General features: G+C 60.3%; 19 protein-coding genes and 1 tRNA gene. 12 read left to right on the top strand and 8 right to left on the bottom strand.

The genetic code is table 11. The annotated features are described in order from the left end of the window. Window positions 1-329, top strand: a 329-nt coding sequence (locus tag ACEW8N_RS05615; RefSeq protein ID WP_373498824.1) for a general secretion pathway protein GspB, incomplete at its 5' end; no start/stop codon positions are given. Window positions 330-374: 45 nt separating this feature from the next. Here the strand turns inward: ACEW8N_RS05615 and htpG are convergent. The 3 genes from htpG to ACEW8N_RS05600 all read right to left on the bottom strand — a co-directional run bounded on the left by htpG (window position 375) and on the right by ACEW8N_RS05600 (window position 4,277). Beyond that, window positions 375-2,327, bottom strand: a complete 1,953-nt coding sequence (gene htpG / locus ACEW8N_RS05610; protein ID WP_373498823.1) for a molecular chaperone HtpG — start codon at window positions 2,325-2,327, stop codon at window positions 375-377. 60 nt (window positions 2,328-2,387) lie between these two features. After that, window positions 2,388-4,007, bottom strand: a complete 1,620-nt coding sequence (locus ACEW8N_RS05605; protein WP_373498822.1) for a pyridoxal-dependent decarboxylase — start codon at window positions 4,005-4,007, stop codon at window positions 2,388-2,390. Between the two features lie 194 nt (window positions 4,008-4,201). Then, window positions 4,202-4,277: transfer RNA gene (locus tag ACEW8N_RS05600), tRNA-Thr, on the bottom strand. 20 nt (window positions 4,278-4,297) lie between these two features. Here ACEW8N_RS05600 and mfd point away from each other — a divergent pair. The 11 genes from mfd (at window position 4,298) to ACEW8N_RS05545 (ending at window position 17,989) form a co-directional block, all read left to right on the top strand. After that, the gene (gene mfd / locus ACEW8N_RS05595; protein WP_373498821.1) at window positions 4,298-7,810 is read left to right on the top strand and encodes a transcription-repair coupling factor; all 3,513 of its coding nucleotides are present in this window, start codon (window positions 4,298-4,300) and stop codon (window positions 7,808-7,810) included. A 208-nt stretch (window positions 7,811-8,018) separates the two neighbouring features. Then, on the top strand, window positions 8,019-8,675 hold the full coding sequence (locus ACEW8N_RS05590; protein WP_373498820.1) for a SurA N-terminal domain-containing protein: 657 nt from the start codon (window positions 8,019-8,021) through the stop codon (window positions 8,673-8,675). Window positions 8,676-8,682: 7 nt separating this feature from the next. Further along, entirely contained in the window at window positions 8,683-9,702 is a 1,020-nt protein-coding gene (locus tag ACEW8N_RS05585) for a peptidylprolyl isomerase (RefSeq protein ID WP_373498819.1), read from the top strand. A gap of 65 nt (window positions 9,703-9,767) precedes the next feature. Further along, a complete protein-coding gene (gene recO / locus ACEW8N_RS05580) occupies window positions 9,768-10,562 on the top strand; it encodes a DNA repair protein RecO (protein WP_373498818.1) in 795 nt (264 codons plus the stop codon). Beyond that, entirely contained in the window at window positions 10,552-11,616 is a 1,065-nt protein-coding gene (locus ACEW8N_RS05575; RefSeq protein ID WP_373498817.1) for a galactokinase, read from the top strand. Before recO ends, ACEW8N_RS05575 begins: the two co-directional genes overlap by 11 nt. 39 nt (window positions 11,617-11,655) lie before the next feature. Further along, window positions 11,656-12,528: a glycine--tRNA ligase subunit alpha gene (gene glyQ / locus ACEW8N_RS05570; RefSeq protein ID WP_373498816.1), complete on the top strand. Its 873-nt coding sequence runs from the start codon at window positions 11,656-11,658 to the stop codon at window positions 12,526-12,528. Window positions 12,529-12,530: 2 nt separating this feature from the next. After that, the gene (gene glyS / locus ACEW8N_RS05565) at window positions 12,531-14,615 is read left to right on the top strand and encodes a glycine--tRNA ligase subunit beta (protein WP_373498815.1); all 2,085 of its coding nucleotides are present in this window, start codon (window positions 12,531-12,533) and stop codon (window positions 14,613-14,615) included. Window positions 14,616-14,642: 27 nt separating this feature from the next. After that, a complete protein-coding gene (locus tag ACEW8N_RS05560; RefSeq protein WP_373498814.1) occupies window positions 14,643-14,897 on the top strand; it encodes a hypothetical protein in 255 nt (84 codons plus the stop codon). After that, window positions 14,866-15,642 (top strand): nucleoside phosphorylase, encoded by a 777-nt coding sequence (locus ACEW8N_RS05555; protein WP_373498813.1) that lies wholly within the window; start codon window positions 14,866-14,868, stop codon window positions 15,640-15,642. The genes ACEW8N_RS05560 and ACEW8N_RS05555 overlap by 32 nt, the downstream gene beginning before the upstream one ends. Further along, window positions 15,624-17,654: an NAD-dependent DNA ligase LigA gene (ligA, locus tag ACEW8N_RS05550; RefSeq protein WP_373498812.1), complete on the top strand. Its 2,031-nt coding sequence runs from the start codon at window positions 15,624-15,626 to the stop codon at window positions 17,652-17,654. The genes ACEW8N_RS05555 and ligA overlap by 19 nt, the downstream gene beginning before the upstream one ends. 56 nt (window positions 17,655-17,710) lie before the next feature. Continuing rightward, window positions 17,711-17,989 (top strand): acylphosphatase, encoded by a 279-nt coding sequence (locus ACEW8N_RS05545; protein ID WP_373498811.1) that lies wholly within the window; start codon window positions 17,711-17,713, stop codon window positions 17,987-17,989. 56 nt (window positions 17,990-18,045) lie between these two features. Here ACEW8N_RS05545 and ACEW8N_RS05540 read toward each other — a convergent pair whose 3' ends face one another. From ACEW8N_RS05540 to ACEW8N_RS05520, 5 genes are all read right to left on the bottom strand, one after another. Then, the gene (locus tag ACEW8N_RS05540) at window positions 18,046-18,318 is read right to left on the bottom strand and encodes an HU family DNA-binding protein (protein ID WP_373498810.1); all 273 of its coding nucleotides are present in this window, start codon (window positions 18,316-18,318) and stop codon (window positions 18,046-18,048) included. Window positions 18,319-18,523: 205 nt separating this feature from the next. Then, entirely contained in the window at window positions 18,524-19,597 is a 1,074-nt protein-coding gene (ftsY, locus tag ACEW8N_RS05535) for a signal recognition particle-docking protein FtsY (RefSeq protein ID WP_373498809.1), read from the bottom strand. Window positions 19,598-19,788: 191 nt separating this feature from the next. After that, complete coding sequence (gene smc / locus ACEW8N_RS05530; RefSeq protein WP_373498808.1) at window positions 19,789-23,364, bottom strand: chromosome segregation protein SMC; 3,576 nt, start codon at window positions 23,362-23,364, stop codon at window positions 19,789-19,791. A gap of 185 nt (window positions 23,365-23,549) precedes the next feature. After that, complete coding sequence (locus tag ACEW8N_RS05525) at window positions 23,550-24,239, bottom strand: superoxide dismutase (protein WP_373498807.1); 690 nt, start codon at window positions 24,237-24,239, stop codon at window positions 23,550-23,552. Window positions 24,240-24,292: 53 nt separating this feature from the next. After that, window positions 24,293-24,970 carry a CBS and ACT domain-containing protein gene (locus ACEW8N_RS05520; RefSeq protein WP_373498806.1) on the bottom strand — a complete coding sequence of 226 codons (678 nt, stop codon included), beginning with the start codon at window positions 24,968-24,970 and terminating at the stop codon, window positions 24,293-24,295. Window positions 24,971-25,008 lie beyond the last annotated feature (38 nt).

Here is a 25,008-nt window from a genome sequence, read left to right as displayed (position 1 = left end):
CCCCGACAGCCCCGCCTGGGAGGCTGCTGCCGGCAACGGATGCGCAGTCCCGGACGCGACCGGCGGCGGGACAGCACATCCCGGAAGCTGCGGCGCCCCCGGCCGGAGGCCACAAGGACATCCCCGTAAAATCGCAGGATGAAGCCGGCCTCACGATCCAGGCCCTGGTCTGGTCGACCGCGCCGGAAGACCGGCTGGTTGTGGTGAACGGAAATATTCTGAAGGAGGGCGGGGTGATCGGCGGGGCGTCCGTCACCTTCATCGGCGAGGACTACATCATCATGAGCCAAGGCGGCTCCCGGTGGAAGCTGAAGTTTCAGCTCAAATAAGGCGGGGGTCCGCCCCGGGCGGAGCGGACCCCGAGCGTCATCCTTTCATCCGGCCGCGGGTTCGGACGACCGGCCGAGGGCTTCATTCATCAAATTCCCGACCATCCGGTTGAAACGGGACGGGTCTTCGATCTTGCCCCCCTCGCTGATGACGGCCATGTCCAGCAGCAGTCGGCTGTAATCCTCCAGCACCGGATCATTGCGATCTTTTTCGAACACGGCGTTGATCTTTTCAATGACCGGATGCTTCGTGTTCAGTTCGAGAATGCGCTTGGTCTCGGGCGGCTGTCCACCCGAGGCCTTCAGCAGCTTTTCCATATAGGCGCTCATGTCGTGGGCGTCCCCCGACAGGCAGGCCACCGATTCCCTCAGATGGGAGGACGCCTTGACCTCCTTGACCTTGGTTTCCAGGTGGGACTTGATCCGCCCGAACAGGGCATTGAATGCGCCGCTCGACGCAGCATCCGCATCGTCCAGCTTCAGATCCCCCTTTTCGGCGCTCTTGAGCTTCTTGCCGTCATATTCCTGAAGGGACTGGACCACCCATTCATCCACGGGGTCGGTCATCAGGAGGACCTCGTAGTCTTTCGCCTTCAGGGCCTCCAGGTGAGGGCTGTTGACGAGCATGGAGAGGTTGTCGCCGGTAATGTAGTAGATCTCTTTCTGATCCGGTCTCATGTTGGCCGCATACTCCTTGAGGCGGACGTATTTGTCACCGGATTTCGTGGTCTTGAATTGAATGAGGTCGGAGAGCCTGTCCTTGTTCTCCCAGTCGGAATGGAGTCCTTCCTTCAGAACCGCCCCGAACTCCCGATAAAAGGTCTCATACCGGCTTTCGTCCATCCCCTTCAGGAGATCCAGAACCTTTTTGACCAGGGTTTTGCGGATGTTGCGGACCAGCCGATCCTGCTGAAGGATCTCCCGGCTCACGTTCAGGTTCAGGTCCGGTGCGTCCACGACCCCCTTGATGAACCGCAGATACTCGGGGACCAGTTCCCGGCAGTCGTCCATGATGAAGACCCGTTTGCAGTAGAGCTGGATGCCGTGCTTGCGCTCCGGGAAAAACAGGTCGAACGGGGCATTTGCGGGGATGTAGAGGAGCGCGCTGTATTCCGTCACCCCCTCGAGCCTGACATGCAGGTGGGTCAACGGATCGTTCCAGTCGTGGCTCAGGTGCTTGTAGAATTCGTTGTACTCTTCCGTGGAGACCTCGGCCTTGTTCCGTGCCCAGATGGCTTTCATGGAGTTGAGGGTCTCTTCGGCCCGGAGCTTGCGGGTGGTCTCCCCCACGGGCTTGCCATCCTTGTCCTGGATCTGTTCGCTGTCGGGGATCGGTTCATCCCGCTCCACATCCATGACGATGGGGTAGGCCACGAAATCGGAATGCTTTTTGACAATGTCGCGGATGGTCCATTCCTGCGTATAGTCCTTGTCGCCCTCCTCCTTTTCCTTGAGCTTCAGGAGGATGTCGGTCCCTCTCCCGGGCTTTTCCGCCGCCTCGATGGTGAAGGCGCCGTCTCCAGTGGATTCCCATTTCACCGCCGCATCCGAACCCGCCGCTTTCGTGATCAGGGTCACCTGGGCGGCAATGATGAAGGCGCTGTAAAATCCCACCCCGAACCGGCCGATCAGGTCCGGGGTCAGGGCGCTCTGGTCCTGGACCTTTTCAAGGGCCTCCGCAAAGGCCGCGGTGCCGCTTTTGGCAATGGTGCCGATGTGCTCCAGGACCTCTTCGCGGGTCATGCCGATGCCGTTGTCGGAGACAGTCAGCGTGCGGTTCTCGGGATCCACGGCAATCCGGATTCTGAACTCGGTGTCCTCCCCCAGGATCTCCGGATCCGTCTGGGATTTGAACCGCAATTTGTCGATGGCGTCCGATGCGTTGGAGATGAGTTCCCGGAGAAAGATGTCCTTGTTGGAATAGAGCGAATGGATGATCAGGTTTAAAAGCTGCTGTACCTCTGTTTTGAACGGATGTGTTTCTTTGCTGGCTTGCATCTTGCCTCCCTTGGATTCCACAGAATTTTTTTCAAATATTTATGTGCGGATCGGCGTTTGTCAAGCCGCGAGTTCCGGATGTCCGTGATAAATCTGCTCCTGCTCGTCCAGAATATCGCAGAGGATTCCCATGTGCGTCATGGGATTCATGAGGACGGCCCGGAGCACCACCACATCCTCCCCCAGGTGCCTCAGGGTCGTGCGGGAGACAAAGCTGTTTCCCGCTTCCCGCTGGATTCTCTGGACCGCGATATTGAGGTCGTTCAGGCGTCGCGCCAAGTTCTTTCTCTCCTCCGGTCCGGCGGCGGTCCATTTCCGCTGGATCTCCTCGGGAACGATCCGGTAGGTCAGAATATTGAGCTGCGGCGGCGTGACCAGTTCGAAGAGGGGCCGCCGCCCGATTTCATCGGCGAAGGCCCGCGCGGTCTCGATGCCGTGATCGATGAGCAGGGCGTAGCCCTGTGCCCCCATGATCTCGAGGGCGCCGGCCAGCACCAGCGACGAGGCCGGCCGGCTGCCCTCGAGGGAGCGGATGCCCAGGTCCACCGAGCCGGGGCGGTTGATATAGGCGGCATGATAGGCGATCGTGTCCATGATCCCGGGATCCCGGAAAAGGACCATGCCGCATCCCATCGGCATGTAAAACTGCTTGTGCCCGTCGATGGTGACGGAATCGGCCCGCTCGATGCCTGCAAGCAGGCCCCGGTAGCGGGGCGACAGGAGCGTCGGACCGCCCCAGGCCGCGTCCACGTGGAAATGGATGTTCTCCCGGGCGCATATTTCGGCGATCTCCGCCAGGGGGTCGATCGTCCCGGTTTCCGTGGCGCCGGCGATGGCGACCGCCGCAAGAATTTGCGTGCGGGGCTCCGCGGACCGCAGGGCCCGGATCGCCGCCTCCAGGCGCGCCGGATCCATTCGGGGATTCCCCGCCGACGGAACCGGGATGACGTTCCCGCTGCCGATGCCCAGGACACCGCCGGCTTTGCGCAGGGAATAATGGGCAAGCCCCGAAACCAGAATGACGCTTCTGTCCGCCCCGTAGGCCCGGTGGGCGGCGGCCACCCCCTCGGCCTCGATGCCCGGAAAGCCGTCCTTCGCCGGAAAGCACCGGTTCCGCGCCACCCACATGGCCGTGATGTTGGCAAGGGTCCCGTCGTCGAGGAACCCGCCCAGGGTGCTGTCCGGGGCCTGAATGTGAAGATCGTAGAAGGCCTCGCTCTTCCCGAAGATCAGCCGGTGCAGCTTCGCCAGAACCTGGCGTTCGATGATCGAAACGACCTTGGAGGTCTCGATCTTGACAACATTCTGGTTGAGGGCCGCGGTGATGGTGTGGAGATGAACCATGAAAAAGGGGATGGCCGAGGTCATGTGGCCGATGAAATAAGGCGAGGCCACGTTGACGGCATGGGGGGCGATGTTCTCGATGATCCCCCGGATGACCTCCGCCAGTTTCTTCTGGGGATGGTCGGCGATGAGGCTTTCCTTGAACCGTTCGGACAGATCCTCCAGGCTCGCCTCCCGGGTGATGCCGACATGTTGCCTGAGGAACTCATGGAGGCCGAACAGGATCTGCTCCATGTATTTGATGAGGGTCCTTCGGGAAGCCTCATCCTCGGGACGAATGAAAATGCGCTGCAGCGTCTCCCAATTGGCAACCAGCTCCGCTTTTTTTGCCGACATGTCGAATTCCTTCCTCTGTGCTGCCCGCGTTCCCCGATATCTCCACCTTGGTGTCCTGGGGTTTTTGTGATATAGAAGCCGGAAGCATGACAAAAGACTCCGGGCGGAGATGCGGCCTTTGGCCGCCGGGCCGGGAAGAAATAACAAAAAAAGCCGTTTTGAGTAAAATCCTCGAAACGGCTTTGAAAATTTATTGGAGCCGACGAGCGGAATCGAACCGCTGACCTGCTGATTACGAATCAGCTGCTCTACCGGCTGAGCTACGTCGGCGCGGGAAGCACTCTATTAGTATGCTTATGAAACAAAATCAAGAAAAAACTTCCATCGAAAACCTCCTCCCCCATATCGGCAAAGGCGGACCGATCGAGTGTACCGGCCTGCCGGATCCGTGCAAAGCCTACCTCCTTGCGCGGGTGTTCCGCGAAAATTCCTCTCCCATCACCGCCGTGCTTCCCACGGCCAAGGATGCGGAACGGTTCATCGAGGATTTCGTGTTTTTTTCGGGGGCCGACAGCCGGGAGCTGCTCTATTTCGCCCCCTACAATCTATCCCCCTTCAAATTCGTCTCCTATCACAACAGCACCACGGCCGAGCGCATCCGGACCCTCTACCGGCAGGCCAGCGGCCAGGGGCGATGCATCACGGTGACGACGATTGAAGCGCTCCAGCGGCGACTGATTCCCAAGGCGGAGCTCAACGATTTTGCCGAACTGCTCCTGGCGGGGGAGGAGGTCGACCGCGACCAGCTCATCGGAAAACTGGTCGCAGGCGGCTATACCCGATCGGCCGTGGCGGAGGAGCCCGGAGATTTCTGCGTCAGGGGCGGCATCATCGACATCTTCTCTCCCACATACCCGGAGCCGGTGCGCGTTGAAATGTATGGCGATCTCGTCGAATCCATCCGCTTCTTTTCATCCGCAAGTCAGCGGACGCTCCAGTCGGTTGACGAGGCCGTCATCCTGCCGGCCAAGGAATCCATTCTGAAAATGGACCGGATCAACGAAATCACCGCAAGGATCCGTGCCCAGGCCAATCGGCTGGACATTCCCGTCCGGAAGGCCCGGGAGCTTATCGAGAAGATCAAGACAAACGGGAATTTCTCCGGGATCGAAGGGCTTCTGCCGCTCATCTATCCACGGCTCGACACCCTCTTGGATTACACCCCGCCCGGCACCCTCTTCGTCCTGATCGAGCCCGCGCAACTCAAAAAAACCGCGGAGGAGACCGTTGCCCAGGCGAGGGAGAGCTTCACGGCGGCCGTGGCCGACCAGAGGGTATGCGCAGACCCCCACGACCTGTATCTGGAATGGGACGACATCCACGCCCCCCTCATGGCGGGGAATCCCCTGGTCCTGAGGCATCTCCCCGTCACAAGGCCGTCCGGCGCGGCCGACCCGGTGCAGCATCATTTCTCCATCGGCGACACCGCCTTCTTCAGGGAAAAGCTTTCAGCGGCCAAGGCGAGCGAACGTCCTCTCCTGCCCCTGGCGGAGTGGATCGGCCAGAACCGGGCGGACCGCCAGACGACCCTTTTCGTCTGCGACAACCGTTCCCGTTCGGCCCGCCTTGCCGCCCTCCTCGCGCCCTACGGCATCGAGCCCGCCACGCTGGATGCCTTTCCGGATATCCAGCGGGTCAGGGGGTCGGTGTATCTCATCAGGGGACAGGTCTCCTCGGGATTCATCTGGCCGCTGGAGTCCTTTTCCCTCGTCACGGAAAAGGATATCTTCGGTCCGGGCGGACCGACCCGGAAAATCCCGCCCCCGAAGGTTCGGACCGAGTTGCTCTCCTTCGAGGAGTTGAAAGCAGGGGATCTCATCGTCCACTCGGAACACGGCATCGGCAGATACGAAGGGCTCAAAAAACTGACCCTCAACCGGACCACCAATGATTTTCTGGAGATCCTCTACAAAGACGACGACAAGCTCTACCTGCCTGTGGACCGGATGAACATGATCCAGAAGTACATGGGCATCGAGGGCATTGAACCGATTCTGGACAAAATGGGCGGGAATTCCTGGAACACCGTCAAAAACAACGTCAAGAAATCGGTTGAAAAAATCGCGGGGGACCTCCTGAGGGTATATGCGGAGCGCTCGGTGAAGGATGGGTTCGCGTTCAGCCTGGCCGACGTCGACCTCGGGGAATTTGTCGCCGGTTTTCCCTATGATGAAACCCCGGACCAGACGCGGGCCATCGAGGACGTCCTCGATGACATGCGGAAGGAAACCGCCATGGACCGTCTGGTCTGCGGGGATGTGGGGTACGGCAAGACCGAGGTCGCGCTCCGTTCCGCATATGTGGCCGTCTGCAACGGCAAACAGGTGGCGGTGCTGGTGCCGACAACCGTTCTGGCCGAGCAGCATTTCGAAACCTTTTCCCAGCGGTTCCAGAACTATCCCATCCACATCGCCTGCCTGAGCCGGTTTCGCTCGTCGAAGGAGCAGCGCGCCATCATCGAAGGGTTGGCCGCAGGTTCTGTGGATATCGTCATCGGCACCCACCGGCTGCTTCAGAAGGATGTCTCCTTCAAGGACCCCGGATTGATCATCCTGGATGAGGAGCAGCGTTTCGGGGTCAAGCACAAGGAGCGCCTCAAATCCTTTCGGAGCACCGTGGACGTGCTGGCCCTGACCGCCACCCCCATCCCGAGGACCCTGCACATGTCCCTGTCGGGGATCCGCGACATCAGCGTCATCTCGACGCCGCCGGAGCAGCGCCGCCCCATCATCACCTATATTTCGGAATTCGAGGACGGCGTCATCCGCGATGCCGTCCGCAAGGAACTGAAACGGAAGGGGCAGATTTTCTTCGTCCACAATAACATTCACAGCATAGACCGCATGGCGGAGCGGATCGGAAAAATCGTGCCCGAGGCCCGCCTGGCCGTGGCCCACGGCCGCATGAGCGAGGATGATCTGGAAAAGGTGATGCTGCGGTTTCTTTACCAGGAGATCGACCTGCTGGTCTGCACGACCATCATCGAATCCGGGCTCGATGTCCCGGCGGCCAACACGATCCTGGTCAACCGGGCCGACCGCCTGGGCCTCGCCCAAATTTATCAGCTGCGGGGGCGCGTCGGCCGGGCGGACGAACAGGCGTTTGCCTATCTCTTCATTCCCGAGGAAAGCGGCCTCGGCAAGGACGCCCAGAAACGCCTGAAGGTGCTGATGGAGCACAGCGACCTGGGCTCGGGGTTCCAGATCGCCATGAGCGACCTCAGGCTCCGGGGGGGCGGGACGATCCTGGGTGCATCCCAGTCGGGCCACATCGCCGCCGTCGGCTACGACATGTTCCTGAAGCTGATGGAGGAGGCCGTTTCCGAGTTGAAAGGAGAACCGGTCAGGAGCCCCCTGGAGCCTGAAATCAATATCCCCATGTCCTTTTTTATCCCGGAATCCTACATCCCGGATATCGATCAGCGCCTGAGCGCCTATCGGCGGATGTCCAGGATGACCGCCGTCAGGGAGATCTCCGAATTCCGGTCGGAACTTATCGACCGTTTCGGCCCCCTGCCCGACGAAACCGGAAACCTCTTTCTCAAGATCATGCTGAAAATTCTCGCGGAAAACGCCGGGGTAAAGCGCCTCGATTTCTCCGACACCCAGCTTTCCCTGCATTTCTCCGAGGAGCACCAGAAAAACCCCTTCGGCATCGTCGACCTGATCACCGACCGCCCGGACCAGTTCACCTTTACGCCGGATCACGTCTTGAAGGTAAAACTGACCGGAAACGCCATCGGGGGCCGCCTCACCCAGGCAAAAAATATCTTGAAGGAAATCACCCGGCGTGTTAATTGCTGAAAGCTTTTGCCCCCGTCGTGAAACGGCCCCTGGAAAGGGTCAAACACGTTCGGGTGGGCCAGTCCGTCACATACTATCTCCGCGGCATCCCGGAGGCCTGCATCCATCGAGCGACAGCGCTGCAGCCCCGGGTGCCGTCAACGTCCGGGCGCCCTTTTTGGCCCGCATCTTACGCAAGAAGACAGACCCCGGGAAACACCAGCGAGGCATGGCCAAGAACCCCCCTTTCAGAACGGCTCTCCAGCTCATCCGCATTCTTGCCGTCTTCTTTGGTTTCGCCGCCTTCGGGTGTTCCCGGGACAACTCGCCCGAGACGTCGGGCTTTCTTCTCCGGATCGGCGCCACCGTCCTGACCGAGGCGGATTTCAAGCGGTCATTCGATGTTCAGAAAACCGTCTACGGCAACTCGGCATCGGATCCGGAGCTGCTGAAGCAGCTCAAGCGCGATATTTTCCGCGAGCTGGTGGAACGGGCCTTGATCCTGGAAAGGGCGAGGGAAACAGGCATCCGGGTATCTCCCCGGGAGCTGGAAACCGCCGTCCGCTCGATCCGGCGGTCTTATCCGCCCGGAGAATTCGAGAAAGCCCTGTTCACGTCCGCCGTATCCTACCAAATGTGGCGGGAGGAACTCAAGGCGCGGTTGATCATTCATAAACTGATCCTGAGGGACATCGGCATCAGGGAAATCATTCCACCGGAAGTTGCTGATATTGACAGGAATAGACATAAACGTTTACAAAGGGAGATCGCCGAAGCCGCCTATCCTGACTGGATCGGGAAACTTCGGGGGAAATACTCCGTTGACTTCAATGAGGTGGCGCTGCGCCGCCTCATCAACACGCAACCGTCAATTTTATCCAAGTGAGACGTACATGTTCAAGAAAACTTCAGCACCCAAACAACCTCTCGTCCGACATGGGATCCTCCGCCCCGTTTTCCTCGCGCTTCAGGTGCTGCTCGTGTTGGCTTCGGTCGCCTGGGCGGACCCGAAGGTCGTTGACCGGATCACCGCGGTGGTCAACGACGATATCATCTCTCTTTTCGAGCTGAACCAGGCCATGCAGCCGTATTTAGAGAGAATGGCATCCCTCGGGTATTCCCCCGAGCAGGAAGAGGCGGCGCGCTACAAACTACGAGAGGACGTTCTCAACCAACTCATCGATAAAAAGCTCACGGATCAGGAAATCAAGCGGCTCAACATCACGGTGAGCGAAAAGGAGATTGACGGCACCCTTGAACGGATCAAGGCGCGCGGGTTCGGCACGGAGGAGGATCTGGTCGAGGCCCTGAAAAGCCGGGGCATGTCCCTGGAGGAGTACCGCCTGCAGATGAGGGAACAGATCCTGAGAACCAAGCTGGTCAATATGGAAGTCAAGTCAAAGATCGTGATCACCAAGGAAGACATCGAAAATTATTATACTACCCATTCGGACGAATACCGTTTCGAAAAACAATACCACCTCCGGCACATCCTCCTCTCCACGCCTCCGCTTGCCGGTGAATCGGAAAAGGCGGCCGTCAAAAAGAAAATGCAATCCATTCGAAACGAGGTGGTCGCCGGAAAATCCTTCGCCGATCTGGCCAGGGCGTATTCCGAAGCCCCGACAGCCGAGAACGGGGGAACCCTGGGCGAGTTTGAATTCGACGATATGAACCAGGTGATGCAGACCCTTCTCAAGGGCATGAAAGCCGGCGATGTCACAGAGGTGCTGGAAATGGAGCAGGGGTACCAGTTGTTCTATGTCGAGAAAATCGCCACCGCCTCGGAGCGATCCGTCGATGAGGCATCGACGGAAATCCAAGAAAAACTTTACGAGGAAGTGATCAACAAAGAGTTTCAATCCTGGCTTTCGAATCTGCGGGAAAAATCCGTGATCAAAATTATTTATTAAAACCCATCAGGCAAACCGCATCAAGGTCGCGGTGCGGCTTCCCATACCTTCCCAAGGGCGCGACAATGGCGGATTATTCCACATCGGCAATCACGCTTCGAAGGATCCCTTACGGAGATTATGATCTGGTCCTGACACTGCTCACCCCGGATCACGGCAAGGTGTCCGTTTTCGCCAGATCCGCCAAAAAAGACGCCCGACGCTTTTCAGGGGCGACCGAACCCTTCAGCGTTCTGAAGGTTCTCTTCCGGAGCGGCCGCGGCAAACTTCCCACGCTGGCGGAAGCCGCGCTGGTCGATCCCCTTCCAACCCTTCGCGCCGACCTTCACAAGGCCGCCTATGCCAGTTATTGGAGCGAACTCGTCTGCGCCGGATCGGAAGAAGGCGCCCCGCAGCCCGCAGTCTACGGGCTCCTCCACGACGCCCTCACGGCCCTGGACCGGGACGCCCTCGGGAAGACAGCCCTCAACGTCTTTTTTCTATCGAAATTTGCGGGCCTGTCCGGTTTTTTTCCTGAACTGACCTGCTGCCGAAGCTGCAGAATCCCCCTCGACGACAACGCCCCTCCCGTTGTTGCGGTCGATATCGCTTCCGGCGGGATGGTCTGCGAAAGGTGCCTCTCTTCCCTCCCCCGGCCCTGCAGGATCTCCAAAGGGACGATCAAGGCATTGCTCTGGCTGGGGACGGCGGACATCCAGAAAGCCTCGCGGATCCGCTTCACCCCGGCGTCGCTGGAAGAAGCCGTCCGCTTTCTCGAGGCATTCATTTCCCATCACCTGGGACATCAGGCTCGGAGCCTGGCTTTTCTTACCCATATCCGAAGCAGAAGAGAGGAAGGACGCACCCATCATGTCGGTTAACCTGAAACGCTATCTGGAATCGAAACCCGTGGAAACCTCCGCCCCCTGTCGGATCGACATGGGCGGAACCCTCGACATCAGCACCTTCTACTATCCGCTCAGGCACCTCAATCCCCTGACCTTCAACATCGCCCTGGATTTGAGGACCCATATCCGCCTTCTGCCCTACGACGCCCCTGCCGTAAAAATTTCTTCAACCGGATTCGACAGCGCCGAGTATCCCGTCGACAGCGCGCCCTTCGATCATCCCATGGGCCTCATGTTCGCCATCGCCGCCTATTTTCAGGCAGAAGGGGTTCACATCGAGATCGATTCAACCTCTCCCCCGCGAAGCGGGCTGGGGGGCTCCTCCGTTGCCGCGGTCGCTCTCATCGCCGCCTTTTCGAGCGTGCTCACCCGGGTCGGCGTTTACCGAAAGCTCTACCGCCGCGAGATCGCGATCCTGGCCCACGCGCTGGAGGAGAGCGTCGCCGGGGTCCCCTGCGGGCTCCAGGATCAACTGGCCGCGGCCTACGGCGGCGTCAATTCCTGGAGATGGCACGGCAGGGTCAAGGAGGCCGTGTTCGAGAAGGAGGCCCTTTTCAAGAAGAACGCCCTCCCCGAATTTGAAAAACACCTCCTGGTCGCTTATTGCGGGATCCCCCACGAGTCCATCAATATCAACCAGTGCTGGGTCAGGAATTTCATATCCGGAAAAGACCGGGGGCTCTGGGCCGAAATCATCCACTGCACGCAGAAATTCACGGACGCCCTGAAGCGGCAGGACATTCAGGACGCCGTCGAGGCCATGAACCATGAGACCCTGATCCGGAAAGAGATGACGCCCGAGGTCATGGACACCCTTGCGGACAGACTGGCGGATGCCGCCCTCGGGGAGGGCTGCGCAGCCCGCTTCACCGGCGCGGGAGGCGGGGGGTGCATGTGGGCCCTGGGAGAAACGGCACATATTGACAGGCTCAAGGATGTGTGGGAAAAGATCCTCACCGAAAGGCAGGGCGCCCGCCTCCTCGATGTAAAAATCGATTCGGACGGGCTGCTCTACAGTTGCCCGTAGGACGGCAGGAAACCAAACGATTCTAAATGGGGAAACAGCATGAACTTTCAAGATATCATTCACTCATTGAACGCATTCTGGGGGGAAAAGGGATGCGTCGTCACCCAGCCTTACGATCTCGAGGTCGGGGCCGGCACCTTTCACCACAACACCCTCCTGAAATCCCTCGGGCCCGAGCCCTGGAACGTGGCCTATGTTCAGCCTTCACGGCGTCCGACGGACGGAAGATACGGCGAAAATCCCAACCGACTCCAGCATTACTACCAGTATCAGGTCATTTTAAAGCCCTCCCCGGACGACATCCAGGAACTCTATCTGGAAAGCCTGAAAAACCTCGGCATCGACACTCTCGACCACGACATCCGCTTTGTCGAGGATGACTGGGAATCCCCCACCCTGGGCGCCTCGGGCCTGGGATGGGAGGTCTGGCTGGACGGCATGGAGATCACCCAGTTCACCTATTTTCAACTGTGCGGCAGCGTCGAGCTTCATCCCATCCCGGTGGAACTGACCTACGGGCTGGAACGGATCGCCATGTACCTCCAGGGCGTGAACAGCGTCTACGACCTGAAATGGAATGACCGGATCACCTACGGCCATGTCCACCACCGGCAGGAGGTGGAGCAGTCGACCTACAATTTCGAGGTCGCCGACGTCAACATGCTTTTCCGTTTCTTCAACACCTACGAAGCCGAAGCCAGACGCATCATCGACCAATCCCTCGTGCTTCCCGCCTACGAATACTGCCTCAAATGCTCCCACACCTTCAATCTGCTGGATGCGCGGGGCGCCATCAGCGTGACCGAACGGACCGGTTATATCGCGAGGATACGGAACCTGACCCGGGCCTGTGCCAAGGAATATTTGAAACAACGGGAAGCGATGGGGTTCCCATTACTGCAAAAGGGATAAACATGGATACGTTATTGATTGAAATCGGAGCGGAAGAAATCCCGGCCGGCTACATCGAGCCGGCGCTACAGGCCTTTTCCTCGTTGATGATCCGGCAGCTCTCCCACGCGAGAATCGAACACGGGGCCGCCATGACCTACGGAACGCCCAGAAGGCTTACCGTTGAAATCGCCGGTGTCGCCGGCGCCCAGACCCCCGTCGTTACGGAGATGACCGGCCCTCCCAGGAGCGTCGGATTCGACGCCGCCGGCAACCCGACCATGGCCGCCTTGAAATTCGCGGAGAAAGCGGGGGTGCCCATCGACCAGGTCCGCGTCAAAGAGACGGAGAAAGGCAGCTACCTCTGCGCCGACAAGGTCGAGTCGACCCTGCCCACCCTGGAGATCCTGTCGAAAATCATGCCGGAGGTCATTGCGGCGATCCCTTTCCCCAAGAGCATGAAGTGGGGGGAATTGAACGTGACCTTCGCCCGTCCCGTGCGATGGATCCTGGCCCTTCTCGGAAGCGAGGTCGTCCCCTTTTCCTACGGAGACGTCCGGAGCGGAAATCACTCCCGCGGCCACAGGTTCATGCACCCCGAGAGCATCCCGATCCCCCATCCCGGCGTCTATGTCGACGCCCTGAGGCGCGCCAGTGTCCTGGTGGACCTGGCCGAGCGACGGCGGATCATCGAACAGGAGATCTCCCGGACGGCCGAAAGCCTGAACGGCAGGATCCTCCCCGATGCGGAGCTGGTCGATACGGTCAAGAACCTCATCGAGTTCCCCGCGGTGGTCGCCGGAAAGTTCGACGAGGTCTTCCTGGAGGTCCCGGACGAGGTGCTCATCACGGCCATGCGGGAGCACCAGAAATACTTTGCGGTGGTCGACGCCGACCAGAAGCTCCTGCCCTGCTTTATCGTCGTCAACAACACTTTGGCGAGGGACATGGGTCTCGTGGCCACGGGCCATGAACGCGTCATCCGGGCGAGGCTTTCCGATGCCCGGTTCTTCTTCAAGCAAGATGCGGCGACCCCCATGGAGACATGGGTCGAAAAGCTGAAAAAGGTCCTCTTCCAGGCCCAACTGGGGTCGGTCTACGATAAGGCCGTCCGCGTCCGGGAGATCGCATGCTTTGCGGCAGACGCCCTGGCGCCCGGGGGGGACCTCCGGTCGAACGTCTCCCGCGCGGCCCGGCTCTGCAAGGCTGACCTGGTCAGCCAGGTGGTGGTGGAGTTTCCCAAGCTGCAGGGGGTCATGGGACGCATTTACGCCGGCCTTGCCGGCGAGCCCGAGGCGGTGGCCACGGCCATCGAGGAGCACTACCGGCCCACCTATTCCGGAGGCCCCCTGCCCACGTCAGCCACCGGCGCCGTATTGGCCGTCGCCGACAAGCTCGATTCCATCTGCGGCTGTTTCAGCATCGGGCTCGCGCCCACCGGCGCCTCAGACCCCTATGCCCTGAGGCGTCAGGGGATCGGCGTCCTGCAGATCATGAATGCCTATGGCTTCCCGTGTTCACTGGCGGAGATGATCCGGCAAAGCGTGGCGGCCCACGCAGGCGTGAGCACCCAGCCCGCCCACGAGACCTTAGACGCGGTCTACGGGTTCCTGAAGGGCCGCATGGCGCACATCCTGGAAGAGGACGGCTATTCTAAAGACGTCATCGCATCGGTGACCGATATCTCCATCGATAATATCCCCCACGTCTGGAAACGCGTGGCGGCCCTGGAAAAACTCAAGGCGGAGCCCGACTTCGAACCGCTGGCGGCTGCATTCAAACGGGTCGTGAACATCATCAAGAAAAGCGAAGACGCCGCAGCTCGCGCCCGGGCCGTCAATGAAGCCCTCTTTGAACATCCCAGCGAATCCGGACTGTATGACGCCTTCCAGGATGTCAACGCGCGCGTCGCAAAACAGCTGGACGACGGTCAGTTCGATCAGGCCCTCCGCGACATCGCTTCCCTGAAGGACCGGGTCGACGCCTTTTTCGACGGGGTCATGGTGATGACGGAAAACGCCGATCTCCGGAACAACCGCCTGGCCCTGCTCAAACAGATCGCGGAGATGTTCGGCAGATTCGCCGATTTTTCCAAAATTACCACCTGAAACGAACCCTGTATCGAGGAAGCTGCCATGGCCTTTGATCCTTCGAAGGATAAAGTTCTGAAAAAATGGAAGTGCGAGGAAACCGGTCTGATTGTGACCATCAACCAGTACGGAGACGGCGAGCCCAAGGTGCAGGTCGGCCCCAGGATCCTTTCCAAGAAGGACGGGACGGAGCGGGCGCCGGCCAAGGCCGGCCGCCTTTCCATCGAAGACATCCTCTGGTTTTACGACATCATCGACGAGATCAAGGATGAACTCTCCAGACTGTCGGGGCCTCTCTGAAGCCCTCATGACGGATACGGACGATGCCATCGTCCGGCCGGTCGTCGGACGGAAATCCCCGAAATTGGGGCGACTGGCCGTCATCGTGAGCAGCGGCCCCGACCTCGACCGCCTGACCCGGACGCTTCCCGTGACGGAACACCCGGTCCGCCTGATGATGAGCCGGCTGTTCCTGGAAACCGGGGCCGTCGCCGGCTATTCCATCGTCGGCCCCGTCGTCGGGGCGCCCTATGCGGTCATGGTCATGGAGCCGCTGATCGCATGGGGGGCCCGCGAGATCGTCTTCATGGGATGGTGCGGCGCCATTTCCCCCCAGGCGGAGATCGGGGATGTCATCGTCCCCACGGGCGCCATCATCGACGAGGGGACCTCCCCGGGGTATGGCGCAGCGGCCCTGGCGGTTGCACATCCCGCCCCGGCCCTGCGCCGGCGGATCACCTCGGCCCTGAGCGCCCGCGTCATGGCGTTCCACGAAGGTCCGGTCTGGTCCACCGACGCCATCTACCGGGAAACCCCCGAGAAGGTGGCTCGCTTTCAGGCCCGAAATGCCCTGGCGGTTGAAATGGAGGCGTCGGCGCTCTTCACCGTCGGCCGCTTCAGGGGCGTCCAGGTCGGCGCCGTTCTCGTGGTTTCCGATGAGCTGACGACCTTTTCCTGGAAACCCGGCTTCAAGGACGACCGGTTCCGCCAAAGCCGCGGAGCGGTCATCGAGGTGCTCAAAGACCTATGTCAGAATCCTCTTTGACCCGGGATATCCCGGAAGGGATCGCCCTTCGGGCCGAGGCCCTCAGAAACGCCCTGCACCATCACAATTACCGGTACCACGTGCTGGACGATCCGGAGATATCCGACGCCGAATTCGACCGGATGATGCAGGAGCTCATTTCCCTCGAGGCAGCCTATCCGGGCCTTTCCGACCCCAGCTCCCCCACCGTCCGCGTGGGCGGGCCGCCCCTGCCCAAATTCGCAACCACTCGCCATTCCCTCCCCATGCTGAGCCTCGACAACGCATTCACGGACGGGGATGTGATCGACTTCGATCGCCGGATCCAGCGGCTGCTGGATACCGGAGACGAGATCCTTTATGTCGCGGAGCCGAAGATGGACGGGGTTGCCGTGGAACTGGTCTACGACGCGGGGCGGCTGGTCACGGCATCGACCCGGGGCGACGGCGTCACCGGAGAGGTGGTCACGGAGAACGTCCGCACGATTCGGTCGGTTCCCCTGGTCCTTCGAAACCGGCCCCCGGCGCCCCCCCGAATCGAGGTCCGGGGGGAGGTTTTCATGGAAGCGAAGGGTTTCGAAAGGCTCAACGAAGAGCGCGCGGCCGAGGGGCTGCCGACCTTCGCCAACCCCAGGAACGCCGCGGCAGGCTCCCTCCGGCAGCTCGACGCGCAAATCACCGCAAAACGCCCCCTCAAGATCTTTGTCTACGGTCTGGGGAATGCCGGCGGGCTGGCGGCCGCCGCCCACGGGGAAATGCTTCATCGCCTCAAGGAGATGGGCTTTCCCGTCAACCCGATGGTGCGCGCTGGCCTCCGGCTTGCCGAGGTCCTGGACCACTATCATGAACTTCGGCGGATACGCCACGACCTGCCCTACGAAATCGACGGCATGGTCATCAAGGTCGACCGGCTCGACCTTCAGGAGCGTCTGGGTGCAAAAGCCCGGAGCCCCCGATGGGCCGTCGCCTATAAATTCCAAGCCGTTCAGGAGATGACCAGAATCCTGGGGATCGACGTACAGGTGGGCCGCACCGGGGCCCTCACGCCCGTAGCCCGGCTCGAACCGGTAACCGTCGGCGGCGTGACCGTGAGCAACGCCACCCTCCACAATGAAGACGAAATCCGGCGAAAAGACGTCCGCATCGGGGACTTCGTGCTGGTCCGGAGGGCCGGAGACGTCATTCCCGAGGTGGTGCAGGTCGTCGTCTCCCGCCGGGACGGCAGCGAAAGGCCCTTCCGGATGCCGGAGGCCTGCCCGTCCTGCGGCGCCGCGGTGGAACGCGTTCCGGAAGAAGTGGTATCGCGATGCATCAACGTGAACTGCCCGGCCCAGATCAAGGGGAGAATCCGCCATTTCGCCGCCAAGGGTGCCTTCGACATCGACGGGCTGGGCGTCAAGCTGATCGATCAACTGGTGGACCGGGATCTCGTCCGAACCGTTGCGGACATCTTCCTTCTGGATGAAGCGTCCCTCTCGGGACTGGATCGGATGGGGCCCAAATCGGCAAAGAACCTGGTGGCGGCCATCCAGGCCGGCCGGCGAATTTCCCTTTCCCGCTTCCTTTACGCGCTGGGCATCCGCCACGTCGGGGAGAACATCGCGGACATCCTGACCCGCCGTTTCGGAAGCCTGGACCTTCTCATGAACGCGCCGGCCGAGGAACTCTCCCGGATCGACGGCATCGGCATGGAGATCGCCGGCGCCGTCCGCCATTTTTTCAGCCAGGACGAAAACCGGGATGCCGTCAACAGGCTGCTGGAGAGCGGCGTCGCCATTGAAGAAAACGCGGTGCCGGCCGCAGACCGCCTCAAGGGGAAAACCTTCGTCCTGACCGGGACCCTCCCGACCCTGACGCGGGCCGAGGCCAAACAGCTCATCGAAGCCAACGGCGGGAAGGTGGCGTCGGCCGTCAGCCGTCAAACGGACTATCTCCTCGCAGGCAGCGATTCCGGCGGCAAACTCGCCAAGGCGCAGGCCCTGGGCATCAAGGTCATCGGCGAAGCGGACCTGCAGGGGCTCCTGTCATCCTGAAAACTGGAATCATGCTTGACGCAACGCCCGAGCGATCGGCGGGAAAAGGAGGCAATATGAAACGCACCAGGGCACATGTGGTCATTTCGGGAAAGGTGCAGGGGGTTTTCTTCCGGGGGGAAACCCAGCGCGCCGCAGAGGCGCGGGGCGTCGCCGGCTGGGTGAAGAACCGGCCGGACGGAGCGGTTGAAGCGGTTTTTGAAGGCCCCGAGGAGGCTGTCGTCGCTATGCTGGAATGGTGCAAGAACGGGTCGCCCCGTTCCCGCGTCGACAAGATGGACGTCCAGTGGGATGCCGACCGGCGGGAGTTCATCGGGTTCGACATCGCGTACTGAGGGCTTTTTGAAAAGTCCACATCGGACGGTTTTGCAACCGTCCGATATCCGTGTTTCTAAATGGCGTCTTTAAGCTTTTTACCGGGTCTGAACTTAACGACGTTGCTGGCCTTGATTTTGATTTCTTCACCGGTCTGCGGGTTCCGCCCTTTTCGGGCTTTTCTCCGGAGCTTGGAGAACGTGCCGAAGCCGACCAGAGTCACCTTGCCGTCTTTCTTCTTGAGCGCCTGCCCCACGCCTTCGAAAAACGAATCCAGCGCCTTTGCCGCCACTGCCTTCGTGATGCCCGAATCATCCGCGATTTTTTCGATCAACTCCGCTTTTGTCATCCTTATGTCTCCTTACCCCGAAATTTAAGTTAGCGCCCTTTCGTCAGCCATTCCCCAATAAGCCCTGCGATTTCAAGCTGAATATAGTAGCTTTTTTTTGTTGTCAACATAAAAGCCCATCAATCAACACTTTTCTTGCTTTTTTTTCCGTCAACCACCATAAAATAAGAGTTTACAATTCATATTATCCGCAGATTCTTGGATATCAGCTAAAGAGCGCCTCCGAAAACTGTTCTGGATCAAATTTCTGCAGATCGTCCACCCCTTCCCCGACGCCGATATAGGCCAGGGGAATCTCCAGGGAATGGCAGATGCCCACCACCACCCCGCCCTTGGCCGTTCCGTCCAGCTTGGTCAGGATCAATCCGGTGATCCCCATGGATTCATTGAAGAGCTTTGCCTGGGAGACGGCGTTCTGGCCCGTCGTGGCATCGATCACGAGGTAGGTTTCATGGGGCGCATCGGGGATTTTCTTGGCGATGGCCCGCTTGATCTTCTTCAGCTCCTCCATGAGGTTGACCTTGGTGTGGAGGCGCCCGGCCGTGTCGATGATGACGATGTCCTTCCCCCTGGCCATCGCCGCCTCGACGCTGTCGAAGGCCACCGCCGCGGGGTCGGCATTGTCACGGTGCCTCACGATCTCCACCCCGGCTCTTTCTGCCCAGATGGAGAGCTGCTCGACGGCGGCCGCCCGGAACGTATCCGCCGCGCCGATGAGGACACCCTTTCCTTCGCCGGCGAACCGGGCGGCCAGTTTTCCGATGGTCGTCGTCTTACCGACCCCGTTGACGCCCACCACCATGATGACATGGGGCTTGCGGACCGGGTGGATGACCTCGGGAGGGCTGGCCATGAGAGCGCGGATCTCCGTTTTCAGAGCGGTCTTCAGCTCCTCCGCGCTCGTTATGCCTCTCGATTTCTTTGAAATCCGCGCCATGAGATCCAGGGTGGTCTGGACGCCCATATCCGAGGTGATCAACAGCTCCTCGATCTCTTCGAGCAAATCCGCCCCCGGCTTTTTTCTGCCGCGAAAAAGGGCGTCGATATCCGTCGTCAGGACATCCCGGGTCTTTGAGAGGCCCCGTTTGAGCTGCTGGAAAAACCCTTTCGGCGCGTCTTCCGGGGCGTACATTTCCGGCGCCGCATCGTTTTCGCCCTCCCGGGAAAGGGTATCCCCGGGGGAGAGGCCCGCGCCCATCGTCCCACTCTCGACAGGCGCGGATGCCGGTATGTCGGCGCCCTCTGTATGTTGCTGTTTCTTTTTTCCAAACCATCCCATGGATCTACCTGTCCTCCGTGATCGTTGACGGTTCCGCAAAAAGTCCGATATCTGCGTTACGCTTATCCCTCGTCACTGCGGCGTACTGTAAGCCCGCCGCATTCTTTGGGATTCGCAGGCGTTGATCTCGAACTTTTTGCGAAACCGTCTGGAAATCGACTGGTTACGAATGTATCATTGTTCGCTTCCTGTCATGTTGATGCGGCCGTCGGCGCCCCCGCCTCGCCTTCGAAATTGACCGACACTACCCTGGACACCCCCTTTTGTTCCATGGTGATGCCAAAAAGCGTGTCGGCGAACTCCATGCTTTTCTTCTTGTGGGTGATCATGATGATCTGCGATGTTTCGCCGATGATCCTGAGCAACTCGTTGAAGCGGAATACATTGGCCTCGTCCAGAGGGGCGTCGATCTCATCCATGATGCAGAAAGAGGCCGGCTTGATCAGAAAAATCGAAAAGACGAAAGCGATCGCCGACAGGGCCTTCTCTCCGCCCGACAGGAGGCTCAGCCGGGTCAGCTTCTTTCCCGGAGGATGGACCATGAACTCCACGCCGGTCTCCAGCGGGTCGTTCGGCTCCGTCAGAATCAGCCGGGCCGATCCCCCCGAAAACAGGCGGGGGAAGACCTCTTCCAGCTTCTCGTTGATCCTGCTGAAGGTTTCTATGAATTTTTCCTGGGAAATCCGATTGATCTTCCGGATGACCTTGTGAAGGTCGTCAACCGCCTTGACAAGATCATCCTGCTGAGACGTGAGGAACTGATGCCGTTCGGACAAGGCCTTGTATTCGTCGATGGCGCCCAGGTGGACGTCTCCGATCCGCTCCAGTTTCTTCCGAAGCTCCGAAAGCTCCCGGACCATGTCATCCTCGGACATCTCGCGGCCGGCGGGGCTTTCCCCCAGCTCGCTCCGGAAGGCCGCCAGGGGGTGCTGGTAGCGTTCTTCCACCCGGGTTTCGATCGCCTCCCGTTTGATGCAGAGCTGGGATTGCTCCACCTCGATCATCCGGATCTTCCGCACGACATCCTCGCGCATGCCCTGAACCTCCGAAATAGAGCCCCCGCGCTCCTTCAGGAGGGTTTCAATCTCTTCGTAGTCCTCTTCGCCGCTCTTGAGGGCCTCCTCGATGGTTCGGATCTGGTCGTACATCCCCATGAGGGCGGCTTCCAGTTCAGCGAGAACGCTCTTCGTCTCCCGGCGCTTGCGCTCCTTGATCTCGATGTCCTTCAACAGATGCTCCATGCGGGTGCGCCCGTCCGCCTGGAATTCCTTGAGGCGCCGCGCGGTATGGATGCCGTTCTCCAGCACCGCCTTCCGTGCCGTCAGCTTGAGCTTGATGTCGACGATCGCAGCCTCGGACGCCTCGGCATCCGAGGATATGCCGCTGATGTCCCGGTCGATGTCCACCACCCCTGCCCGGGCCGCTTTGACAGCCTCCACGATGCTGGCCAGGGCCGCGCTGCACCGGTCCATTTCCTCATCGATCTCATCCGACTCGCCCAGAAGCTGGGCCTGTTCCATCCGGAGGACCTCCAGTGCCCTGGCCACATGCTTCAGTTCTTCCGTCGCCTGGATCAGGGATTTTTCAACCTCCCGCTCTTCCTCGATCACGCCGTTTTTCTCTTCGGTCTCCCGGAACAGCACCTTTTCAAGCCCTTTGACCCGGGCCTCCAGTTCCTCCTGCCGGGCTCTTGCCCCGTCGATGGCCTCGTTCAGGGACGTGAGACGGTCGCCCAGGGCCTTCAGCTCCTGTTTTTTCGCCAGGATGCCGGACAGGTTCTCGGGGCTCCCGCCGATCATCACCCCCTGGGGGGAGACCAGGTCCCCCTCCCGGGTCACGAAGGTGGCGTCACGGCCGTTTTGGCGATACCCCTCCAAGGCCGCCCCGATGGAGTCCACGAGGACCACGTTGTTCAACAGGCCTCGGGCGACCGCTTCGAATCCCGCCTTGACCGTCAGGTGATGCAAGAGCAGGTCCCGGTCTTCGCCGATGCCGGGCGGGACCGCGTCGCGCTCGTCGGACACCGGAACAAACCCGCTCCGCCCCCCGCCCTGGGCCCGCAGGCGGTTGATGGCGGCCCGGCCGGTCGCCGCGTCCTTGACAAGGACGTACTGGAGGGCCTCGCCCAGGGTTGCCTCGACGGCGGGGATCACGGCCTGGGCCGGTTCGAGGATGTCGGCCATCAGGCCCAGGATCTCCTGGGGGTCCGCATCCTTCATGATGGTTTTGACGCCGTCCCGATACCACTCGAAGGTATCGGCCATCTTCTTCAACGCCGCATGCTGCGACCGGACCTGGTTCCGGTCATACTCGAGGGTCTGGACCCGCCTGACCTGATCGGCAAGTCGGCGGTTCTCCGCGTCGATATGCTGCCGGATCTCGCGGATCCGCGTTTCACAGGCCCCGGCATCTGCACGGCATCGCTGCGCCGCCTCGCGAAGCTCGGCCGCCCGAACCTCCAGCCCTTTCATTCCGGCCGCCGCGAGCGCTTCGTCTTCGTCGACCTTTCTCAGGCGGCGCTTCAGACGGTCCTGGTTGTGGGTGACGTTCTGATGGCGGCTTCGATATCCGGCCTCCTCCCCCACGACCTCCATCAGGCGTTTCTTGCGGCATTCCGCCTCGGCCCGCAGCTCGGCCAGTCGGGACCGGACCGCCTGGGATGACTTTTCTTCCCGCTCAAGCCGCTCGATCCCCCCGGCGATCTCCCCGTTCAGGGCCTGGTTCCGCTGGTCGACCTCGGCCCGCTCTTCGTCCATCTTCCGGCTTTTCGCTTCCAGCTCTCCATAGAGATGCTTGAGGTTTCCGGCCTCCTGGATCAGGCGCTCGATTTCATTTTTCCGGTGGCCGATATCGCTCTCGGCGCGATCGATGCGACGCTGAAGCTCGAATTTATCGGATCGCTGTTTGGAGATCTCCTGGTTTTTCTGAGAACGGCGGAGCTTGATCTCCTCCACCGCAGCATCCAGCCGGTTCAGGCGGGCCGTATATTCGACATCGGCGTCCTTGAGGTCCGTGAGCAGGCCCTCGTTTCGGCGGATCGCTTCCGAATACCGGTCCTGCCGGCCCATGGACAGGCGGAGGTCCAGCATCCGGATCTGGTCTCGACACCTGCGGTACTGCTCCGCCTTCTTCGCCTGCCGGTCGAGCCCCTTCATCTGGGTTTCCACCTCGGCGATGATGTCCAGAACCCGGACCTGATTCTGATGGGTGATCTCCAGTTTTCTGAGGGTCTCTTTTTTCCGCTGCTTGTACCGGGTGATGCCCGCCGCCTCCTCGATGAAAAACCGGCGCTCCTCCGGCCCGGCCTCCGTGATGGCCCCGATATTCCCCTGCTGGATCACGGCATAAGATTTCGCGCCCATGCCGCTGCCCAGGAAGATATTGTGGATGTCCTTGAGGCGGCAGGGCTGCTTGTTGATCATGTAAAGGCTTTCGCCGGAACGGTAAAGCCTCCGGGTCAGCATGACCTCCGTGAAATCCTTCAGCGCTTCGGGCCCCGTCCCGTTCTCATTGGAAAGGGTGAGGGAGACCTCCGCGAGATTCATGGGCGGCCTTCCGTTGGCACCTGCAAAGATGATGTCCTCCATCGATTTGCCGCGAAGCTGCTTGACGCTCATTTCGCCCATGGCCCAGCGCAGGGCGTCGACGATGTTGCTCTTGCCGCAGCCGTTGGGGCCGACAATGGCGGAAATTCCCGGAGGAAAAGCGATCACCGATTTCTCTGCAAACGACTTGAAGCCGATGATGTCCATTTTTTTCAGTCTCATACCGAAACCTGCCTGTTGGCCTCGGAGGACAGCCTGTCCGTCGTCAGAACTGTCTGTAGGTTACTCCAGTGAGGCAAGACTGTAGTAAGGGGACGCGCTCGGATTTTCAAGGGAAAACATGCCGAATCAAGAAAAAGGCAAAGCCTGTCGGCTCTGCCCATTCTCTCAAGGATGGTATGGAAGCATCAGGCGAGATTCTTCTCGGCGAACTCCCAGTTGACCAGGTTCTCCAGGAAGGCTTTGATATAGTCTGTCCGGCGGTTTTGATAATCCAGATAATAGGCGTGCTCCCAGACATCGATGGTGATCAGAGGCTTCACCCCGGTCGCGATGGGCGTGTCGGCGTTGGCCGTCTTGATGATTTTGAGGGCGTCCCCGTCCGCGACAAGCCACGCCCAGCCGCTCCCGAACTGGGTTGCCGCGGCCTCGGAAAAAGCTTCGGCGAACGTTTCGTAACCGCCGAAAGCGGCGTCGATCTTCTGGGCGATCGCCCCTTTGGGTTTTCCGCCGCCCCCATGGATCATGCTGTTCCAGTAAAAGGCATGATTGTAGACCTGGGCCGCATTGTTGAAGATGGCGGCATGCTCCGCCTGCCCATGGGTTTTCTGAATGATCTCCACGAGCGGCAGGGTCGAGAACGGGGTTCCGCTGATGAGCGCGTTGAGCTTGTCAGTATATCCCCGATGGTGCTTTCCGTAGTGAAACGAAATGGTTTTGGCGGAGATATACGGCCCCAGCGCATCCTCCGCATAAGGGAGATCGGTCAGGGAGATGGGTCCCGCGTTTCCGTTTCTGCTGCAGCTGATTCCAACCATCTGGAGTGTGGTCAGAGCGCCTATACTTGCCGAAATCTTGATAAATTCTCTTCGGTTCATGGTCTCCTCTCTCTTTATGGGCTTCACGGATTGAACATGGGGCGGCATCCGGGTCACCGGGGCGTCAAGTAGGGCGCGATGTCGGGAACGTATCCGGTCATCACCCTGTACCCCTCGGCTTCGAGTGCGGAGACGGCGCGGTCGCCGTCCGCCCCGGGCACCCGCATGACCAGATGGTGGACGCCGGGATATTCGGTGTCCGGCCAGGCAAAAAGGCTCACGATATTGATCTGTTTCTCCTTCAGGACCTTCGTGATTTCGGCGACGACGCCGACTCGGTCCCTCTCCACCAGAATAACAAGGCGCCGGCTGTCCTGATCGATGCCGATGGCCGACAGCAATACCCCCATGACATCGGTCGTGGTGATGATCCCCACCAGCTCTTCACCGTCCTTGACCGGCAGCGCCCGGATGCGGTTCTCCTGCATGAGAAGCGCCGCCCGCTCGATGGTGGTGTCGGGTGAGATGGAAAGAATCCTTTTGATCATCACCATCTCGACGGTCAGCCTGCTCAGCAGGTAATTCAGTTCATGGACACTGAGGGAGGTCGCGGGTGAAGCCCAGCTCTGCTTGATATCCCTGTCTGAAATAATCCCTTTGAGATGGCCGTCCCCGTCGACCACCAAGAGATGATCGATCCCTTTTTCAATGAGGATATCCCGGGCATCCGCCACAGGCGTATCCGGCGCAACGGTCACGAGATCCGTGTGCATTACTCTGCCGACATACATTTCTGTTCTCCTATGGGTGTCAGGTTGAAAAAAGCCGC

This window comes from Desulfococcus sp. (assembly GCF_041737845.1).
Classification (GTDB): domain Bacteria; phylum Desulfobacterota; class Desulfobacteria; order Desulfobacterales; family Desulfococcaceae; genus Desulfococcus.
The sequence above is the reverse complement of the archived record's forward strand: the minus strand, read 5'-3'. Positions and strand labels throughout refer to the sequence as shown.

What these genes read in the sequence shown, in the direction of transcription:
- glyS (WP_373498815.1), top strand. Translation starts at nt 12,531, where the DNA reads ATGGATACGTTATTGATTGAAATCGGAGCGGAAGAAATCCCGGCCGGC.
- ACEW8N_RS05540 (WP_373498810.1), bottom strand. Translation starts at nt 18,318, where the DNA reads ATGACAAAAGCGGAGTTGATCGAAAAAATCGCGGATGATTCGGGCATC.
- mfd (WP_373498821.1), top strand. Translation starts at nt 4,298, where the DNA reads ATGCTTATGAAACAAAATCAAGAAAAAACTTCCATCGAAAACCTCCTC.
- ACEW8N_RS05560 (WP_373498814.1), top strand. Translation starts at nt 14,643, where the DNA reads ATGGCCTTTGATCCTTCGAAGGATAAAGTTCTGAAAAAATGGAAGTGC.
- ACEW8N_RS05575 (WP_373498817.1), top strand. Translation starts at nt 10,552, where the DNA reads ATGTCGGTTAACCTGAAACGCTATCTGGAATCGAAACCCGTGGAAACC.
- ftsY (WP_373498809.1), bottom strand. Translation starts at nt 19,597, where the DNA reads ATGGGATGGTTTGGAAAAAAGAAACAGCAACATACAGAGGGCGCCGAC.
- smc (WP_373498808.1), bottom strand. Translation starts at nt 23,364, where the DNA reads ATGAGACTGAAAAAAATGGACATCATCGGCTTCAAGTCGTTTGCAGAG.
- ACEW8N_RS05525 (WP_373498807.1), bottom strand. Translation starts at nt 24,239, where the DNA reads ATGAACCGAAGAGAATTTATCAAGATTTCGGCAAGTATAGGCGCTCTG.
- ACEW8N_RS05555 (WP_373498813.1), top strand. Translation starts at nt 14,866, where the DNA reads ATGAACTCTCCAGACTGTCGGGGCCTCTCTGAAGCCCTCATGACGGAT.
- ACEW8N_RS05590 (WP_373498820.1), top strand. Translation starts at nt 8,019, where the DNA reads ATGGCCAAGAACCCCCCTTTCAGAACGGCTCTCCAGCTCATCCGCATT.
- ACEW8N_RS05605 (WP_373498822.1), bottom strand. Translation starts at nt 4,007, where the DNA reads ATGTCGGCAAAAAAAGCGGAGCTGGTTGCCAATTGGGAGACGCTGCAG.
- glyQ (WP_373498816.1), top strand. Translation starts at nt 11,656, where the DNA reads ATGAACTTTCAAGATATCATTCACTCATTGAACGCATTCTGGGGGGAA.
- ACEW8N_RS05520 (WP_373498806.1), bottom strand. Translation starts at nt 24,970, where the DNA reads ATGTATGTCGGCAGAGTAATGCACACGGATCTCGTGACCGTTGCGCCG.
- ACEW8N_RS05545 (WP_373498811.1), top strand. Translation starts at nt 17,711, where the DNA reads ATGAAACGCACCAGGGCACATGTGGTCATTTCGGGAAAGGTGCAGGGG.
- recO (WP_373498818.1), top strand. Translation starts at nt 9,768, where the DNA reads ATGGCGGATTATTCCACATCGGCAATCACGCTTCGAAGGATCCCTTAC.
- ACEW8N_RS05585 (WP_373498819.1), top strand. Translation starts at nt 8,683, where the DNA reads ATGTTCAAGAAAACTTCAGCACCCAAACAACCTCTCGTCCGACATGGG.
- htpG (WP_373498823.1), bottom strand. Translation starts at nt 2,327, where the DNA reads ATGCAAGCCAGCAAAGAAACACATCCGTTCAAAACAGAGGTACAGCAG.
- ligA (WP_373498812.1), top strand. Translation starts at nt 15,624, where the DNA reads ATGTCAGAATCCTCTTTGACCCGGGATATCCCGGAAGGGATCGCCCTT.